14 protein-coding genes are annotated in these 15,992 nt (G+C 70.8%); 3 read left to right on the top strand and 11 right to left on the bottom strand.

Translation table 11 applies throughout. From position 1 onward, the window contains the following. Window positions 1-104: 104 nt before the first annotated feature. The 7 genes from AC2TEW_RS14435 to arc form a co-directional block, all read right to left on the bottom strand. A complete protein-coding gene (locus AC2TEW_RS14435) occupies window positions 105-1,091 on the bottom strand; it encodes an FKBP-type peptidyl-prolyl cis-trans isomerase (protein WP_484623738.1) in 987 nt (328 codons plus the stop codon). 124 nt (window positions 1,092-1,215) lie between these two features. Beyond that, window positions 1,216-2,577 (bottom strand): Pup--protein ligase, encoded by a 1,362-nt coding sequence (pafA, locus tag AC2TEW_RS14430; RefSeq protein WP_033819240.1) that lies wholly within the window; start codon window positions 2,575-2,577, stop codon window positions 1,216-1,218. A 144-nt stretch (window positions 2,578-2,721) separates the two neighbouring features. Further along, window positions 2,722-3,528, bottom strand: coding sequence for a proteasome subunit alpha (gene prcA, locus AC2TEW_RS14425; protein WP_484623737.1), 807 nt, complete (start codon window positions 3,526-3,528; stop codon window positions 2,722-2,724). Between the two features lie 36 nt (window positions 3,529-3,564). Next, window positions 3,565-4,407, bottom strand: a complete 843-nt coding sequence (gene prcB, locus AC2TEW_RS14420; protein WP_484623736.1) for a proteasome subunit beta — start codon at window positions 4,405-4,407, stop codon at window positions 3,565-3,567. A gap of 224 nt (window positions 4,408-4,631) precedes the next feature. Next, on the bottom strand, window positions 4,632-4,850 hold the full coding sequence (locus AC2TEW_RS14415) for a ubiquitin-like protein Pup (protein ID WP_033819237.1): 219 nt from the start codon (window positions 4,848-4,850) through the stop codon (window positions 4,632-4,634). A 159-nt stretch (window positions 4,851-5,009) separates the two neighbouring features. After that, window positions 5,010-6,521, bottom strand: coding sequence for a depupylase/deamidase Dop (gene dop, locus AC2TEW_RS14410; protein ID WP_484623735.1), 1,512 nt, complete (start codon window positions 6,519-6,521; stop codon window positions 5,010-5,012). Window positions 6,522-6,708: 187 nt separating this feature from the next. Next, the gene (gene arc / locus AC2TEW_RS14405) at window positions 6,709-8,475 is read right to left on the bottom strand and encodes a proteasome ATPase (RefSeq protein WP_484623734.1); all 1,767 of its coding nucleotides are present in this window, start codon (window positions 8,473-8,475) and stop codon (window positions 6,709-6,711) included. A gap of 288 nt (window positions 8,476-8,763) precedes the next feature. On the opposite strand from arc, the gene AC2TEW_RS14400 reads away from it, so the two are divergent. Beyond that, window positions 8,764-9,051: a ferredoxin gene (locus AC2TEW_RS14400; RefSeq protein ID WP_033819234.1), complete on the top strand. Its 288-nt coding sequence runs from the start codon at window positions 8,764-8,766 to the stop codon at window positions 9,049-9,051. 34 nt (window positions 9,052-9,085) lie between these two features. Here AC2TEW_RS14400 and AC2TEW_RS14395 read toward each other — a convergent pair whose 3' ends face one another. The 3 genes from AC2TEW_RS14395 to AC2TEW_RS14385 all read right to left on the bottom strand — a co-directional run bounded on the left by AC2TEW_RS14395 (window position 9,086) and on the right by AC2TEW_RS14385 (window position 12,105). Further along, on the bottom strand, window positions 9,086-9,691 hold the full coding sequence (locus AC2TEW_RS14395) for a hypothetical protein (protein ID WP_484623733.1): 606 nt from the start codon (window positions 9,689-9,691) through the stop codon (window positions 9,086-9,088). Window positions 9,692-9,879: 188 nt separating this feature from the next. After that, entirely contained in the window at window positions 9,880-10,845 is a 966-nt protein-coding gene (locus AC2TEW_RS14390; RefSeq protein ID WP_484623732.1) for a tRNA (adenine-N1)-methyltransferase, read from the bottom strand. Between the two features lie 48 nt (window positions 10,846-10,893). Continuing rightward, window positions 10,894-12,105, bottom strand: a complete 1,212-nt coding sequence (locus AC2TEW_RS14385; protein ID WP_484623731.1) for a site-2 protease family protein — start codon at window positions 12,103-12,105, stop codon at window positions 10,894-10,896. A gap of 253 nt (window positions 12,106-12,358) precedes the next feature. Between AC2TEW_RS14385 and AC2TEW_RS14380 the strand changes: the two genes are divergently transcribed. Both AC2TEW_RS14380 and AC2TEW_RS14375 read left to right on the top strand, forming a co-directional pair. After that, on the top strand, window positions 12,359-13,252 hold the full coding sequence (locus AC2TEW_RS14380) for a RecB family exonuclease (protein WP_484623730.1): 894 nt from the start codon (window positions 12,359-12,361) through the stop codon (window positions 13,250-13,252). Between the two features lie 54 nt (window positions 13,253-13,306). Further along, the gene (locus AC2TEW_RS14375) at window positions 13,307-13,978 is read left to right on the top strand and encodes a response regulator (protein ID WP_033819230.1); all 672 of its coding nucleotides are present in this window, start codon (window positions 13,307-13,309) and stop codon (window positions 13,976-13,978) included. A 75-nt stretch (window positions 13,979-14,053) separates the two neighbouring features. On the opposite strand, the gene AC2TEW_RS14370 is transcribed toward AC2TEW_RS14375, so the two are convergent. After that, window positions 14,054-15,661, bottom strand: coding sequence for an ABC transporter substrate-binding protein (locus AC2TEW_RS14370; protein ID WP_484623729.1), 1,608 nt, complete (start codon window positions 15,659-15,661; stop codon window positions 14,054-14,056). Window positions 15,662-15,992: the final 331 nt, after the last annotated feature.

The following is a 15,992-nucleotide window of genomic DNA, read 5'->3' as shown; positions in this document are numbered from 1 at the left end:
CATCTCGCCCGACGACAGGCACCACTGCGGAAGGGCAGCAGTATGTCAGGTCACCATGAGGACGGGCGTTCAGGTTCGGCGAACGCCCGTCCGACCCCATGGGATCAGACCGCCTCGAGAATGTCGATCACGAACACCAGGGTCGAATTGGCGGGGATGCTGCCGCTCGCCTTGTCGCCGTAGCCCAGCGACGGCGGCACCACCAGCATCACCCGGCTGCCGACGGTCTGGCCGACCAGCGCCTGGTCCCAGCCCTTGATCAGGCTGCCGGTGCCCACCTGGAGGGCCTGTGCGCCGCCGTGGCTCCACGAGGAGTCGAACTGCTTGCCGTCCGCCCAGACCACACCGGTGTACTGCACCAGCAGGGTCTGTCCGGAGGTGACCTCCTTGCCGTCCCCCTTCACCAGCACGAAGGTCTGCAGGTCGGTCGGCGGCGCCTGGCCGGGCGGGATCGTGATGGTCGGGGCGGCCTTGCCGTTGTCCTTCACCTGCGGCATGTCGGCGGGCGGCTCCGCCATCGTCCCGGTGATGGTGGCGTCCTGCGGCACGGACTGCATGATGTCCAGCACGAACACCACGGTGTCGTCCGCGCCGATCCCGAGCGCGGTGTTGCCCTGGCTGCCGAAGCCCGCCGCGGGCGGCGCCACCACCAGCACCCGGCTGCCGACCTTCTTGCCCTCCACGCTCTGGTCGAAGGCCGGCACCAGCCCGCCGCTGCCGGCCTGGTACAGCTGCGGCTTGCCGCCCGCGTCGTACGAACTGGGCAGGTCCTTCCCGGTGGTCCAGTTCTTCGCGGTGTAGTTGACGGTGACCCAGTCGTTCTTCGCCACCGTGGAGCCGTTGCCCTCGGAGACGGTGTTCACCACGAACTGGCCGCTCGGCTTGGCGTCCGGGAGCGTGATGGTCGCCTTGGTCCCGAAGCTCCCCGACACCGTGGGCATCGGGTCGGCCGAGGCGACCGGGCTCGGCACCTCCACCGGTCCCGCCGAGGTCGCGGAGGCCGTGGCCCCCGTCGAGGATCCGGAGCCGCTGCTGCAGGCGGCCAGCAGGACGGCGAGGGGGACGGCCAGAAGGGCGGCGAATCTACGCATGAAGGTCAGCGTATGGCCCGATTCGTCCCGGATGCCGGAGGCGCAAGGGGCGCGCCGCCGTCCGGGCAAGGCCGAGGGGTGGCGGCCGGACCACCGTCCGACCGCCACCCCCGGGCCCGCCGGATCACATCCCGGCGATCAGCTTCTCCACCCGCTCGTCCACCGAACGGAACGGGTCCTTGCACAGCACCGTCCGCTGCGCCTGGTCGTTCAGCTTCAGGTGCACCCAGTCCACCGTGAAGTCACGGCGCTGCTCCTGGGCCCGGCGGATGAAGTCGCCGCGCAGCCGCGCCCGGGTGGTCTGCGGCGGCACCGACTTCGCCTCGAAGGTCTTCAGGTCGGTGGTCACCCGGGTCGCCTGCCCCTTGTTCTGGAGCAGGTAGAACAGCCCGCGGCGGCGGTGGATGTCGTGGTACGCCAGGTCGATCTGGGCGACCCGCGGGTTGGACATGGTCATCTGGTGCTTCTCGCGGTACCGCTCGATCAGCTGGTACTTCATGATCCAGTCGATCTCGTTGCCGACCCGGCCGAGGTCCTCGGTGCGGACCGCCTCCAGGGTGCGGCCCCACAGGTCGAGCACCCGGGCGATGGTGCCGGTGTTGAGGCCCTTGCGGTCGGCGAACTCCAGCGCCTTGGTGAAGTACTCCTCCTGGATGTCCAGCGCGCTGGCCTCCCGGCCGTTGGCCAGCCGGACCTGGTGGGTGCCGGTCAGGTCGTGGCTGACCTCTCGGATCGCCCGGATCGGGTTCTCCAGGGTGAGGTCGCGCATCACCACGCCGGCCTCGATCAGCCGCAGCACCAGGTCGGTGGCGCCCACCTTGAGCAGGGTGGTGGTCTCCGACATGTTGGAGTCGCCGACGATCACGTGCAGCCGCCGGTAGCGCTCCGCGTCGGCGTGCGGCTCGTCCCGGGTGTTGATGATCGGCCGGGAACGGGTGGTCGCCGAGCTGACGCCCTCCCAGATGTGCTCGGCCCGCTGGCTGACGCAGAACACCGCGCCGCGCGGGGTCTGCAGCACCTTGCCCGCCCCGCAGATCAGCTGGCGGGTCACCAGGAACGGGATCAGCACGTCCGCCAGCCGGGAGAACTCGCCGTGCCGGGCCACCAGGTAGTTCTCGTGGCAGCCGTAGGAGTTTCCGGCGGAGTCGGTGTTGTTCTTGAAGAGGTAGACGTCGCCGGCGATGCCCTCCTCGTGCAGGCGCCGCTCGGCGTCCACGAGCAGCCCTTCGAGGATGCGTTCGCCGGCCTTGTCGTGCGTCACCAGCTCGGTGACGTCGTCGCACTCGGGGGTGGCGTACTCGGGGTGCGAGCCCACATCGAGGTACAGGCGTGCACCGTTGCGCAGGAAGACATTGCTGCTGCGGCCCCAGGAAACTACGCGGCGGAAGAGGTACCTGGCCACCTCGTCCGGAGACAGACGCCGTTGTCCCCGAAACGTACACGTGACACCGTACTCGTTCTCCAGCCCGAAAATTCGGCGGTCCATGAGGCATCTTTTCTCTTTCGCGGGCCTTTCGAAACCCAATCCGACGATGCCAATCCGATCACGGCGGGCCGTCAAATCCCCGCAGGCGCACGTGAATCCCGTACGGCTCGATTTCTCGCTCCGCACGGGATCCACACCGCCGGGTCACTCCCCGGCGGACTCCTCGCCGGTGGTGCCACCGGTGGTGTCGGTGCCCGCGGCCTTCGGCTCGTCCGCCGCCGCCTCCGCGGCGTCGTCGGCCGCGCTCTGGTCGCCGCTCAGCAGCCGGGACAGCTGGCCGCCCAGGATCCGCTTGAACTTGCGCTGCTGGGGCCGCTGGCGGTCCAGCACCGCCACCTCCAGCTGCTCGGGGGTGAGCGTGCGCGGGGAGCCGCCGTTGGGGTCGCGGGCGAGTGCGTCCACCGCCACCTTGAGCGCCTCGGCCAGGTTCAGTCCGGCCCGGTGACGCTGGCCCAGGTAGTTGCCGATGGAGTCGGCGTTGCCGCCGACCACGACCGAGTTCTTCTCGTCGACCACCGAACCGTCCGGGGTCAGCCGGTAGATCTGGTCGTCCTCGCCGGTCCGGCCGACCTCCGCGACGATCAGCTCCACCTCGTACGGCTTCTCGCCGACCGAGGAGAAGATGGTGCCCAGGGTCTGCGCGTACACGTTGGCCAGGCCGCGGGCGGTCACGTCGGCCCGGTCGTAGGAGTACCCGCGCAGGTCGGCATAGCGCACGCCGCCGATCCGCAGGTTCTCGAACTCGTTGTACCGGCCGACCGCGGCGAAGGCGATCTTGTCGTAGATCTCGGACACCTTGTGCAGCGCCCGGGAGGTGTTCTCGGCGACGAACAGGATGCCGTCGGTGTAGGTCAGCACGACCACGCTGCGCCCGCGGGCGATGCCCTTGCGGGCGTACTCCGCGCGGTCCGCCATGGCCTGCTGGGGCGAGACGTAGAACGGTGTGGACACCTGAGGACCGTCCTTTCCGATGGGAGCGCGGGTGGGCTAGAGGAGCGGGGCCTGCGGGCCGTTGGGGTGGTCGCGGCGGCCGGCCGTGATGGAGGCCGCGATGCCGGAGACCTCGTCGTCGGCGAGCCGGCGGAAGCCGTCCTCGGTGATCACCGAGACGATCGGGTAGATCCCCCGGGCGAGGTCCGGGCCACCGGTGGCGGAGTCGTCGTCGGCGGCGTCGTAGAGCGCCTGGACGGCGAGCGTGGCCGCCTGCTCGGCGCTCAGGCCGTCCCGGTAGAGCTTCTTCATCGAGCCCCGGGCGAAGACCGAACCCGAGCCGGTCGCGGCGAACCCGCGCTCCTCGGAGCGGCCGCCGGTGACGTCGTAGGTGAAGATCCGGCCCCGGCCGAGGTCGAGGTCGTAGCCGGCGAAGACCGGGACCACCGCCAGGCCCTGCATGGCCATCGCGAGGTTGGACCGGATCATCGTGGTGAGCCGGTTGGCCTTGCCCTCCAGCGAGAGGACCGCGCCCTCGATCTTCTCGTAGTGCTCCAGCTCCAGCTGGAACAGCCGGACCATCTCGACCGCGAGGCCGGCGGTGCCGGCGATGCCGACCGCGCTGTACTCGTCGGCCGGGAAGACCTTCTCGATGTCGCGCTGGGCGATCACGTTGCCCATGGTCGCGCGGCGGTCACCGGCGATCACCACCCCGCCCTCGAACACCGCCGAGACGATCGTGGTGCCGTGCGGCGCCTCGATCGTCAGGCCCTCGGGAAGGGTGCGGCCGCCGGGCAGCAGGGACGGCGAGTGCTGGGCCAGGAAGTCGATGAACGACGAGGACCCCGGGGTCAGGAAGGCAGCCGGTAGACGCCCGGTGCCACCAGTGTTGGCTTCCACACGTTTCCTTCCGATGGACGATCAGTGCAGCTGATGACCCGGACCTTACCCGCTTCCCGGCCGTGATCCACATGTCCGGCCGGGTGCGCTTGCGGGAGGTCGGCCGGGGCGGAGCACCGCGGGCCGGACAGCACGCAGCGCCGCAGACGCGATAGGCGCCTGCAGCGCTGCCCGCCCCGAATTCCCTACGGTTCTCCCGGCCCGGGGGAAGCCCCCGGGCCGGTCTACTGGCCGCCCTTTTGCACGAATCCGCGGACGAAGTCCTCCGCATTCGACTCCAGGACCTCGTCGATTTCGTCCAGCACGGCGTCGACGTCGTCGCCGAGCTTTTCCTGGCGCTCCTTGAGGTCCTCGGAGCCCTGCGTCTCCGCGGCCTGCTCCTCGACCTCCTCGGAGGAGCGGTTCGCCCGCTGCTGGCCGCCACCGGTGTCCTTACTGGCCATTTCCCTCACCCCGCTCGATCGCTCTGGCACGGCTTGGTCTGCTGCTTGAGTCAGACCCTATCCACAGGGTGCGGCTCTCGCCCCCGGTTATCGTTCAACGCTCGGCTCTCCCCCGGATGATTCCCATCCGGGCGCCGTTCACCCGTGGTGATCGAAAAGTTACCCGCCGGAGAGCACCCGGACCAGTTCCTCCGCGGTCCGGCAGCGGTCCAGCAGCTCCTTGACGTGGTTCCTGGTGCCCCGCAGCGGCTCCATGGTCGGCACCCGCTGGAGCGAGTCCCGGCCGGGCAGGTCGAAGATCACCGAGTCCCAGGAGGCGGCGGCCACGTGCTCGGCGTACTGCTCCAGACAGCGGCCCCGGAAGTACGCCCGGGTGTCCTCCGGGGGCTTCAGGACGGCCCGCTGGACCTCCTCCTCGGTCAGCAGCCGGTCGAACCTCTCCCGTGCCACCAGCCGGTTGTACAGCCCCTTGTCGGCCCGTACGTCGCTGTACTGCAGATCGACCAGGTGCAGCCGCGGGGCCTCCCAGCCCAGCCCGTCGCGCTGGCGGTAGCCCTCCAGCAGCTCCTTCTTGGCGATCCAGTCGAGCTGCCGGGACAGGCTCATCGGGTCGCGCTCCAGGCGGCCGAGCACGTCCTCCCAGCGCGCCAGGACGTCGACGGTCTGGTCGTCGGCGTCCTGGCCGAAGCGGTCCTCGACGTACTTGCGGGCCAGCTCGCAGTACTCCATCTGCAACTGGACGGCGGTCAGCTTGCGGCCGCTGCGCAGCGTGATCAGGTACTCCAGCCCGGGGTCGTGGGAGACCCGGTGCAGGGTGCGCACCGGCTGGTCGACGGCGAGGTCGACGGCGATGAAGCCGTCCTCGATCATCGAGAGCACCAGCGAGGTGGTGCCCAGCTTGAGGTAGGTGGAGATCTCCGAGAGGTTGGCGTCGCCGATGATCACGTGCAGCCGGCGGTACTTCTCGGCGTCGGCGTGCGGCTCGTCGCGGGTGTTGATGATCGGGCGCTTGAGGGTGGTCTCGAGGCCCACCTCGACCTCGAAGTAGTCCGCCCGCTGGCTGATCTGGAAGCCGTTGGCGGAGCCGTCCTGGCCCAGGCCCACCCGGCCGGCCCCGGTGACCACCTGGCGGGAGACGAAGAACGGGGTCAGGTGGCGGACGATGTCGGCGAACGGGGTCGCCCGCTTCATCAGGTAGTTCTCGTGGGTGCCGTAGGAGGCGCCCTTGTTGTCGGTGTTGTTCTTGTACAGGTGGATCGGCTGCCCGTTCGGCAGTTCCAGGGCGCGGGCCGCCGCCTCGGCCATGATCCGCTCGCCGGCCTTGTCCCAGAGCACGGCGTCGCGCGGGTTGGTGACCTCGGGCGAGCTGTACTCGGGGTGCGCGTGGTCGACGTAGAACCGGGCGCCGTTGGTCAGGATGACGTTGGCGAGGCCGATGTCCTCGTCGGTGAGCTGGCTGGCGTCCGCGACGTCCCGCGCGAGGTCGAAACCCCGGGCGTCGCGGAGCGGATTCTCCTCCTCGAAGTCCCAGCGGGCCCGCCGGGCCCGGTGCATCGCCGCCGCGTACGCGTTGACGATCTGGGACGAGGTGAGCATGGCGTTGGCGTTCGGGTGGCCGGGCACGGAGATTCCGTACTCGGTCTCGATCCCCATCACGCGCCGTACGGTCATGCGGCCCTCCTTGCCCGGTACCCCGCCCCCGCCGGGCTGGGGTACTGACGTCCCGCTGTTTTCGGCTCCGCCGGCGGTCCGCCGCCGACGGTTCGAGCTTGGCCCGCCCCCTGCGGCCGGCCCCCGAGACACGCCGTCCGGCCGCGGGGCCCGTAGGCTCCGCAGCCGGACGGAGGGTGACCGCCGCTTAGAGGTACTGCCCCGTGTTGGCGACAGTGTCGATGGAGCGGCCGGACTCGGCGCCCTGCTTGCCGGTGACCAGCGTGCGGATGAAGACGATCCGCTCGCCCTTCTTGCCCGAGATCCGGGCCCAGTCGTCCGGGTTGGTGGTGTTGGGCAGGTCCTCGTTCTCCTTGAACTCGTCGACGCAGGCGGCGAGCAGGTGGGAGACGCGCAGGCCCCGCTGGCCGTGGTCGAGGAAGTCCTTGATGGCCATCTTCTTCGCCCGGTCCACGATGTTCTGGATCATGGCGCCGGAGTTGAAGTCCTTGAAGTACAGGACCTCCTTGTCACCGTTGGCGTAGGTGACCTCCAGGAAGCGGTTGTCCTCGGTCTCCGAGTACATCCGCTCCACCACGGACTGGATCATCGCCGCCACGGTGGCCGGCAGCGAGCCGTCGTGCTCCTTGACGTCGTCCGGGTGGAAGGGCAGCGTCTCCTTGAGGTACTTGGAGAAGATGTCCTTCGCCGCCTCGGCGTCCGGCCGCTCGATCTTGATCTTGACGTCCAGGCGGCCGGGCCGCAGGATCGCCGGGTCGATCATGTCCTCGCGGTTGGAGGCGCCGATCACGATGACGTTCTCCAGGCCCTCCACACCGTCGATCTCGGCGAGCAGCTGCGGGACGATGGTGTTCTCCACGTCCGAGCTGACGCCCGATCCACGGGTGCGGAACAGCGACTCCATCTCGTCGAAGAAGACGATGACGGGCGTGCCCTCGCTCGCCTTCTCCCGGGCCCGCTGGAAGACCAGGCGGATCTGCCGCTCGGTCTCGCCGACGTACTTGTTGAGCAGCTCGGGGCCCTTGATGTTGAGGAAGTAGCTCTTGCCCTGCGGGCGGCCGGTGACCTCGGCGACCTTCTTGGCCAGCGAGTTGGCCACCGCCTTGGCGATCAGCGTCTTGCCGCAGCCGGGCGGGCCGTACAGCAGCACGCCCTTGGGCGGGCGCAGCTCGTACTCCCGGAACAGGTCGGCGTGCAGGTAGGGCAGCTCGACCGCGTCCCGGATCTGCTCGATCTGGTTGTGCAGACCGCCGATCTGCCGGTAGTCGATGTCCGGGACCTCCTCGAGGACCAGCTCCTCGACCTCGGACTTCGGCACCACCTCGTACACGTAGCCGGAGCGGGGCTCCAGCAGCAGGGCGTCGCCGGGGCGCAGCGTGATCCCGTGCAGCGGCTCGGCGAGCCGGACCACGCGCTCCTCGTCGGTGTGCCCGGTGACCAGGGCGCGCTCGCCGTCCTCGAGGACCTCCTTGAGGGTGACGATGTCGCCGATGCTCTCGAAGGCCATCGCGTCCACGACGTTGAGCGCCTCGTTGAGCATCACCTCCTGGCCGCGGCGCAGCTCGTCGAGGTCGACGCTGGGGCTGACGTTCACACGGAGCTTGCGCCCACCGGTGAAGATGTCGGCGGTACCGTCCTCGTTGCGGCTGAGGAAGGTGCCGAATCCGGCGGGAGGCTGGGCGAGCCGGTCGACCTCCTCCTTGAGGGCCACGATCTGGTCGCGGGCCTCACGGAGTGTGGAGGCGAGCCGTTCGTTCTGGGCGGAGACCCCGGCCAGATTGGTCTGGAGCTCGACGATGCGCTCCTCGAGAACTCTCGAGTTTCGCGGCGAGTCGGCCAGCTTGCGGCGCAGCACAGCGATTTCCTGCTCAAGGTACGAGACCTGTGCGGCCTCGTCGGAACCACGAGCAGGCCGGCCGGCGCTGCGGTTGTAGTCGTCATCGTGGGCGGCCACGGTCCTCACCTCCTCCTGGGGGAGCTGGACGCTTCCAGACCCTACCTGGGACCAGGGGTCCGTAAACCCCTAGATCAAGAAAGATGGAGTGGGCGTGTCCGATCTTCGCCCTCGCGTGCTTCCCCTCTGGTAGAGGAGATGCCCACCGGCCGACGATTCAAAGCGGACCAGATGTATCGTCGATCGGGTCAATACCTGATCGTGACCGTGGAAAGCGGTGCGATCGTTGTACGAATGGCGGGATTGCCTACGAAATCGGGGCAACCCGGATCAGAAACGGCAGGGGACATGTCGGAGTCCGGCGAGGCGCTCGAAGTATGGATCGACCAGGACCTGTGCACCGGTGACGGTATCTGCGTGCAGTACGCGCCGGAGGTCTTCGAGCTCGACATCGACGGCCTGGCCTACGTGAAGGGCCCGGACGACGAGCTGCGCCAGCAGCCCGGCGACAGTGCGCCGGTGCCGCTGACGCTGCTTCAGGACGTGGTGGACTCCGCCAAGGACTGCCCCGGCGACTGCATCCACGTGCGCCGGGTCGCCGACCGGGTCGAGGTCTACGGGCCGGACGCCGAGTAGCGCCCGGCGCGGCCGCCGGGCGTGCGCCGGCCGCTCAGACCTGGGTGGTCGGCGCGGTGCCCTCGCCGCGGGTCCAGCGGCCGTCCCGGCGGACCCAGCTGAGGTCCTTCGACACGTCCGGGCAGCAGCGCGGCACGTCCTCGTCCGAGTACCCCTGGACGTGCGCGGTGACGAAGCCGCCGGCCGGGGCGAGCCGGGTGACGGTGAGGTTCTCCTCGGGGCGCAGCAGGGTCTCCAGCACCACCGGGCGTCCGCCGGTGCCGGGGCCGAGCAGGTAGATGCCGTCGGGCGGGGTGCCGTTGTCGGCGGCGCAGTGCGCGGCGACCACGGTGACCGGGCGGTTGCCGCCGAGGTCGGCGGGGAAGCTGGAGCCGATGGCGACCGGGAACGGGCCGCAGTCCAGCGGCAGTTCGGCCTTGGCCGGGTCGGGTGCGGCGGCCGCCGGGGCGGGGGTGGTGGCCGTCGGGGCGGCGGCCCGGACGCTGCCGGTGGCGGGGGTGGCGGCGAGCGCCCCGCCGACCACGGCGGCGCAGCCGGCGGCCACCAGGGCCCAGTGCCGCAGTCCGGGACGGGCGTGGGCGGGTATGCCCGGTCCGTCGTTCCCGGTCATCGTCTGTGCCGTCTCGACCGCTGCTTCCACCAGGCAGTCCCCTCCACCGGTACGGTGCCTGATCGGCACGGTGGGTGCTGTGAGCGAGCATCGTCCCACACCCGGACGGCCCTGTCCGCACCGGGTCGGACGGCAGGTCAGCGGTGGTGTGCCGCGAGGGGTGGCGCCCCGGGCGGGTGCCCGGTGCGCCACCCCTCGCGGGTGGTCCACGGTGACGGTCAGTCGAGTTCGCGCGCGTCGTGCGCGGCGGCCTGGCGGGCGGCGCGGCGGACCGCGGCGCGCTCGGCGAGGCTGAGCTCGGGCTCGGCGCCGGTGTCGTAGTCCTCGCCGTACGCGCCCTTGGCGGGGCGGCGGCGGCGCAGCGGCGGCTCGACGCCGTCGGCGAGCCGGCGGGCGGTGAGCAGGAAGCCGGTGTGGCCGATCATCCGGTGGTCCGGGCGGACCGCGAGGCCCTCCAGGTGCCAGGTGCGGACCATGGTCTCCCAGGCCTGCGGCTCGGTGAAGGTGCCGTGCTCGCGCAGCGCCTCGACGGTCCGCGACATCTGGGTGGTGGTGGCCACGTAGCAGCAGATCAGGCCGCCGGGGACGAGCGCCTTGGAGGCGACGTCCAGGCACTCCCAGGGGGCGAGCATGTCAAGGATGACGCGGTCGACGTCGGTCTCCACCAGGTTGTCCTGGAGGTCGCCGACGGTGAGCTTCCACGCCGGGTGCGGGCCGCCGAAGTAGCGTTCGACGTTGCCCTTGGCGATCTCGGCGAAGTCCTCGCGGCGCTCGTACGAGGCGAGCATGCCGGTGTCGCCGACGGCGCGCAGCAGGTAGCTGCTCAGCGCTCCGGAGCCGACGCCGGCCTCGACCACGCGGGCGCCCGCGAAGATGTCGGCCATGGCGAGGATCTGGCCCGCGTCCTTGGGGTAGATCACCGCCGCACCGCGGGGCATGGACAGGACGTAGTCGGGGAGCAGGGGTCGCAGCGCCAGATAGGGCACGTTGCCCGTGGTACGCACAACAGTGCCCTCGGGGGCACCGATCAGCTCGTCGTGGGGGAACGCACCCTTGTGGGTGTGGAACTGGTTCCCGGCCTGGAGAGTGAACGTGTAGTGACGGCCCTTGGGGTCGGTCAGCTGAACCTGGTCCCCGACCTGGAAGGGCCCGCGTCGGCGGGTGGCACCGGTCGGTTCGGACATGCGGACAATCTTAGGGGAAGCCGGACGCCCGTCCGACCAGTGCCCGTCCTAGGGACGCCCCGCCAGTGCGGCGGTCAGCCGCCGCTCCAGGTCGGCCAGGGTGAGCACCCCGTACGGCGTGCCGTCCGGGCGGACCACCAGGTACTCGGTGGCGGGGGTGCGGCGCAGGGCGGCCAGCAGCTGCTCGCCGGTGAGGTCGAGCGGGATCCGCAGGCCGGGTTCCAGGTCGCGGGCGAGGGCGCCGACCGCCATCCAGGGGCGCCGGTGCTCGGGGATGCCGCTGACGGCGTGCTCCTTGACCAGCCCGACCGGCTCGCCCCGGCCGTCCACCACCAGGATCGCGCCGGCCTCGGCCTCCCGGGCCTGGCGCATCGCCTCGCCGAGCGGGGTGTCGGCGGTGACGTGGACGGCCCGGCGGGTGAAGTCGCGGACCTTGATCCGGGGCAGGACCTCCTTGAGGCGGGCGTTGCGGACCCCGGCGGTGGCGCCGTTCCAGATGATCACCGCGAGCACGGCGGCGAGCACCCCGTCGATCAGGCTGTCGGCGGTGGACTGCCCGGGTCCGGCCTGGGCGGCGCTGAACAGCGGGAGTCCGAACAGCACCACCAGGGCGAGGGCCCGTCCGGCCCAGGAGGCGGCGACGGTGCCCGTCATCGGCCGGCCGGTGACGCCCCAGACCACGGCCCGCAGCATCCGGCCGCCGTCCAGCGGGAGGCCGGGCAGCAGGTTGAACGCGGCGACCACCAGGTTGGAGACCGTCAGCCCGGCCAGCAGCACCCCCGGCACGGTGCCGGCCTCGACCCCCTGCATGGCCAGGTAGAACAGGCCGCCGAGGACCAGCGAGAGCAGCGGGCCGACGAAGGCCAGCCAGAACTCCCGGGCCGGGGTCTCGGCCTCCTTCTCGATCTCCGAGACGCCGCCGAAGAACTGCAGCCGGATCCGCCGGACCCCGAGCCGGTAGTGCTTGGCGACCACGGTGTGGGCCAGCTCGTGGACCAGCACGGAGGCGTAGAACGCCACGGCGAAGGAGAGCGCGACCAGGTAGCGGGTGTAGCCCAGGTCGGGCAGGATCTCGGTCAGCCGGCCGCCGAACAGCCAGGTGATCAGGGCGGCGATCACGAACCAGGACGGCGTGACGTACACCGGCACGCCGAAGGGCCGGCCCATCAGGATGCCGCCGCGCGGCTGGTCCCCGTCCGGCCCGTCCGGGTCTCGGGGCCCGGGTCCCGCGGAGGTCTGCTGCCCCCTGGTGTCGCTCACGCTGCCCCTTCGCCCTCGGTACCGCCGGTCGGTGCGCCCACGCTACGTGATCGCGCGCGCGATTCTGTGCGCGCCCCTCGGATGGCTCTATACCCCTTTCAACGCGGCGTGCGCCCCCGTTGGTGCCGCCGACCGGGACCGCCGGTGCCGCGGGCCCGCCCGGTGCCCTGCTCCGGGTGTGTTCTTCGGCCCATCTCCCCGCGGCTCAGCGACCTGACAGCGAGATGTGAGCGCCGGGCAATAGGGTCTGGGTATGCAGCAGACCGACCCCGACCCCGCCGCGCCCGCGCAGCCGAGGCCGGCCACCGCCCCCACCGGCCTGTCGCCCTCCCGGGCTGGCGACTTCATGACCTGCCCGCTGCTCTACCGGCTGCGGGTGATCGACCGGCTGCCGGAGCCGCCGAGCCCGGCCGCCACCCGCGGCACCCTGGTGCACGCGGTGCTGGAGCGGCTGTTCGACAGCCCGGCCGCCGAGCGCACCCCGGAGCTGGCCCTCGGGCTGCTGCGCCCGCAGTGGGAGCGGCTGCTGGGCGAGCGCCCGCAGCTGGCCGAGCTGTTCGGCCTGCCCGGCGGGGACGAGGCCGCGGCCGCCTCCGCGCTGGCCCGCTGGCTGGGCGACGCCGAGAAGCTGCTCGGGCAGTGGTTCCGGCTGGAGGACCCGACCCGGCTGCACCCGGTGGAGCGGGAGCTCTACGTGGAGACGGCGCTGGAGTCCGGTCTGCTGCTGCGCGGGTACATCGACCGGGTCGACGTCGCGCCGACCGGTGAGGTCCGGCTGGTGGACTACAAGACCGGGCGGGCGCCCTCGCGGGACTTCGAGGGCAAGGCGATGTTCCAGATGAAGTTCTACGCCTTGGTGGTGTGGCGCTGGAAGGGCGTCATCCCCAAGCGGCTGCAGCTGGTCTACCTGGGCGGCGGGGGCGACGTGGTCACCTACGACCCGGACGAGGCCGACCTGCTGTCGGTGGAGCGCAAGCTGGAGGCGCTCTGGGAGACCATCTCGCGGGCGGTCGCCACCGGCGACTTCCCCGCCACCCGCAACCGGCTCTGCGACTGGTGCGACCACAAGTCCGCCTGCCCGGAGTTCGGCGGCACCACGCCGCCGTACCCGCTGCCGATCAGCATCACCCTGCCCGCCCAGGGCTGAGGACCGAGGACCGTCCCGACGGGGGACCGAAGAGATGAGCAAGAGGAGTCACAGGTGACGATCCGAGTGCTGCTGGTGGACGACCAGCCACTGCTGCGCACCGGCTTCCGGATGATCCTGGAGGCCGAGCCGGACCTGGTGGTGGTCGGCGAGGCCGGTGACGGCCAGCAGGCGCTGGACCAGGTCCGGGCGCTCCAGCCGGACGTGGTGCTGATGGACATCCGGATGCCCCGGATGGACGGGGTCGAGGCGACCCGCCGGATCTCCGGCCCGGGCCGGGACGGCCCGGCGAAGGTGCTCGTGCTGACCACCTTCGACCTGGACGAGTACGTGGTGGAGGCGCTGCGCGCGGGGGCCAGCGGCTTCCTGCTGAAGGACGTCCCGGCCGAGGAGCTGGTGCAGGCGATCCGGGTGGTGGCGGACGGCGCGGCGATGCTGGCGCCCTCGGTCACCCGCCGGCTGCTGGACATGTACGCCACCCGGCTGCCGTCCGGCGAGGACCTGCCGCCGCAGGCGCTGACCGCGCTGACCGAGCGCGAGGTGGAGGTGCTGAGACTGGTCGCCCGCGGCCTGTCGAACGCCGAGATCGCCGCCGAGCTGTTCGTCAGCGAGACCACCGTGAAGACCCACGTCGGGCACGTGCTGACCAAGCTCCAGCTGCGCGACCGGGTGCAGGCCGCGGTCTACGCGTACGAGAGCGGCCTGGTGCGGCCCGGCTCGATCTGAGCGGACGCCGGTAGCGCGAACGGCCCGCCCCCTGCACGGGGGGCGGGCCGTTCGCGGTGGCCGGGGCGGCTCAGGTCACTTCTTGTTGACCCGGCCGATCTCCCAGAAGCGCACCACGCCGGTGGTGTCCATGGTGCCCTCGATGCCGGTGATGTTGTTGCGCGAGGCGAAGAAGGACTTGCTCTGGTACAGCGGCAGCATCGGCACGCCTTCGGCGACCAGCTTCTGGATCTGGGTGTAGCTGCCGCCGGCCGTCCGGTCGGTGGACTTGATGCTCTCGGGCACCAGGGTCTGGCTGATCTTCGGGTCGTCCCAGCCGTTGTGGAACGCGCCGCCGTCGACCACCAGCGGGGTGATGAAGTCGTCCGGGTCGGCGTAGTCCGGGGTCCAGCCGACGGTGTACGCCTGGTACTTGCCCGCCTTCCAGCCCTCCTTGTACGCGTCCCAGTTGGCCTCCTGCTCGACGGTGACCTGGAACAGGCCGCCGGCCTCCAGCTGCTTCTTGATCAGCTCCAGCTCGTCGGCGCCCGCCCGGGCCCGCGACCAGGTCATGGTGATCTTGATCGGGGTGGCCACCTTGGCGTTGGCGAGGATCTTCTTCGCCTTGTTGAGGTCGGCCTCGCCGTACTTGTCGAAGAAGGCGGTGTTGTGGGCCGTGATGCCGGTGGGGACCACCGAGTACAGCGGCTGGACGGTACCGGCGTAGACGTCGCGGGCCAGCGCCTTGCGGTCCAGCAGCTGGGCCGCGGCCTGGCGGACGGCGACGTTGCCGGCCACCGGGTCCTTGGCGTTGAAGACCAGGAAGCGGGTCTCGGCGCCGTCGCCCTCGGCGACCTTGAGGTCGCCCTTGCCGGCCAGCTCGTCGTTCTTGATCTGGGCGGCGGCGGCGGGCTCGAGGCTGTTGTCCGCGACGTCGACCTCGCCCTTGTCCAGGGCCGTCTTCAGGTCGTCCGCCTGGGCGAAGTAGCGCAGCGCGAACTTGCTGCTCTGCAGCTTGGCGTCGCCCTTGTAGTTGGAGTTGGCCGACAGCGACACCTTGCCGGGGCCGTGGCTGCCGCCGCCCATCTCCTCGATCGAGTCGATCTTGTACGGGCCGGAGCCGATCAGCTTGCCGTTGTCCAGCAGCTTGTCGGCCGGGAAGACCTGGTGGTCGACGATCGAGCCGGCCGCCGAGGCCAGCTTCGCCGGGAGCACCGCGTCCGGGCCGGTGAGGTGGAAGGTCACCTCGGAGTCGCCCTTGGCCTCCACCGACTCGATGCTCGACAGCAGCGAGGAGGGGCCGTTCGGGTCGTTGATCTTCATCATCCGCTGGACGGAGAACACCACGTCCTCGGCGGTCAGCGAGTGGCCGTTGGAGAACTTCAGGCCGCTGCGCAGGGTGCAGTGGTAGGTCTTGGCGTCGGTGCCGCTGAACTCGCAGGACTGCGCCGCGTCCGGCTGCGGCACGGTGGCGCCGGCCGGGAAGCTGAGCAGCGACTGGAAGGTGTTGTTCAGGATCATCCAGGAACCGGCGTCGTACGCGCCGGCCGGGTCGAGCACGGTGGTCACGTTGGTGGTGCCCATGGTGATCGCACCGCTGGAGTCACCGCCCGTGACGACCTTCGTCGCGGAGGCGCAGCCGGCGGCCGTCGAGGCCACCAGGGCCGCGCAGCCGAGAACAGCCAGACGGTTGGCGGTAGTCATTCGGTTCGGGTTCCTTCTGCATGCGGGCGGCTGCGGTGGGCGCCGGGAGCCTCCTGGACCTGCCGGAGTGGGGCAGGCGTCGAAGGGCCGTACGGCCGCGGGCACGCCGCCGACGGGATTTCCCGGCGGCGGAGCTGACGCGGCATGAGGGCTGGGCACTGACTCCCCCGTAGCGTGCCACATCGAACATGTACGAATTGTGCCCGCGCGAGGGAGCCTCGCCGCCGGGCCGGAGGCCCGCCGACGAGTTGTCAGCCAATGCCCGATTTCTCCCCCGCGCCCGGATACGCACCGTCGCCGCGACAGCGCGGTACGGAAACGACCAAACCCC

The sequence above is a fragment of the Kitasatospora sp. NEAU-CNBT7 genome, from assembly GCF_057220535.1.
This window is presented reverse-complemented; position numbering and strand designations above follow the sequence as displayed.

Excerpts from the sequence above, each read along its gene's own strand:
- AC2TEW_RS14435 (WP_484623738.1), bottom strand. The coding sequence starts at position 1,091 with ATGCGTAGATTCGCCGCCCTTCTGGCCGTCCCCCTCGCCGTCCTGCTG.
- AC2TEW_RS14390 (WP_484623732.1), bottom strand. The coding sequence starts at position 10,845 with ATGTCCGAACCGACCGGTGCCACCCGCCGACGCGGGCCCTTCCAGGTC.
- pafA (WP_033819240.1), bottom strand. The coding sequence starts at position 2,577 with ATGGACCGCCGAATTTTCGGGCTGGAGAACGAGTACGGTGTCACGTGT.
- AC2TEW_RS14415 (WP_033819237.1), bottom strand. The coding sequence starts at position 4,850 with ATGGCCAGTAAGGACACCGGTGGCGGCCAGCAGCGGGCGAACCGCTCC.
- AC2TEW_RS14400 (WP_033819234.1), top strand. The coding sequence starts at position 8,764 with ATGTCGGAGTCCGGCGAGGCGCTCGAAGTATGGATCGACCAGGACCTG.
- AC2TEW_RS14380 (WP_484623730.1), top strand. The coding sequence starts at position 12,359 with ATGCAGCAGACCGACCCCGACCCCGCCGCGCCCGCGCAGCCGAGGCCG.
- dop (WP_484623735.1), bottom strand. The coding sequence starts at position 6,521 with ATGACCGTACGGCGCGTGATGGGGATCGAGACCGAGTACGGAATCTCC.
- AC2TEW_RS14370 (WP_484623729.1), bottom strand. The coding sequence starts at position 15,661 with ATGACTACCGCCAACCGTCTGGCTGTTCTCGGCTGCGCGGCCCTGGTG.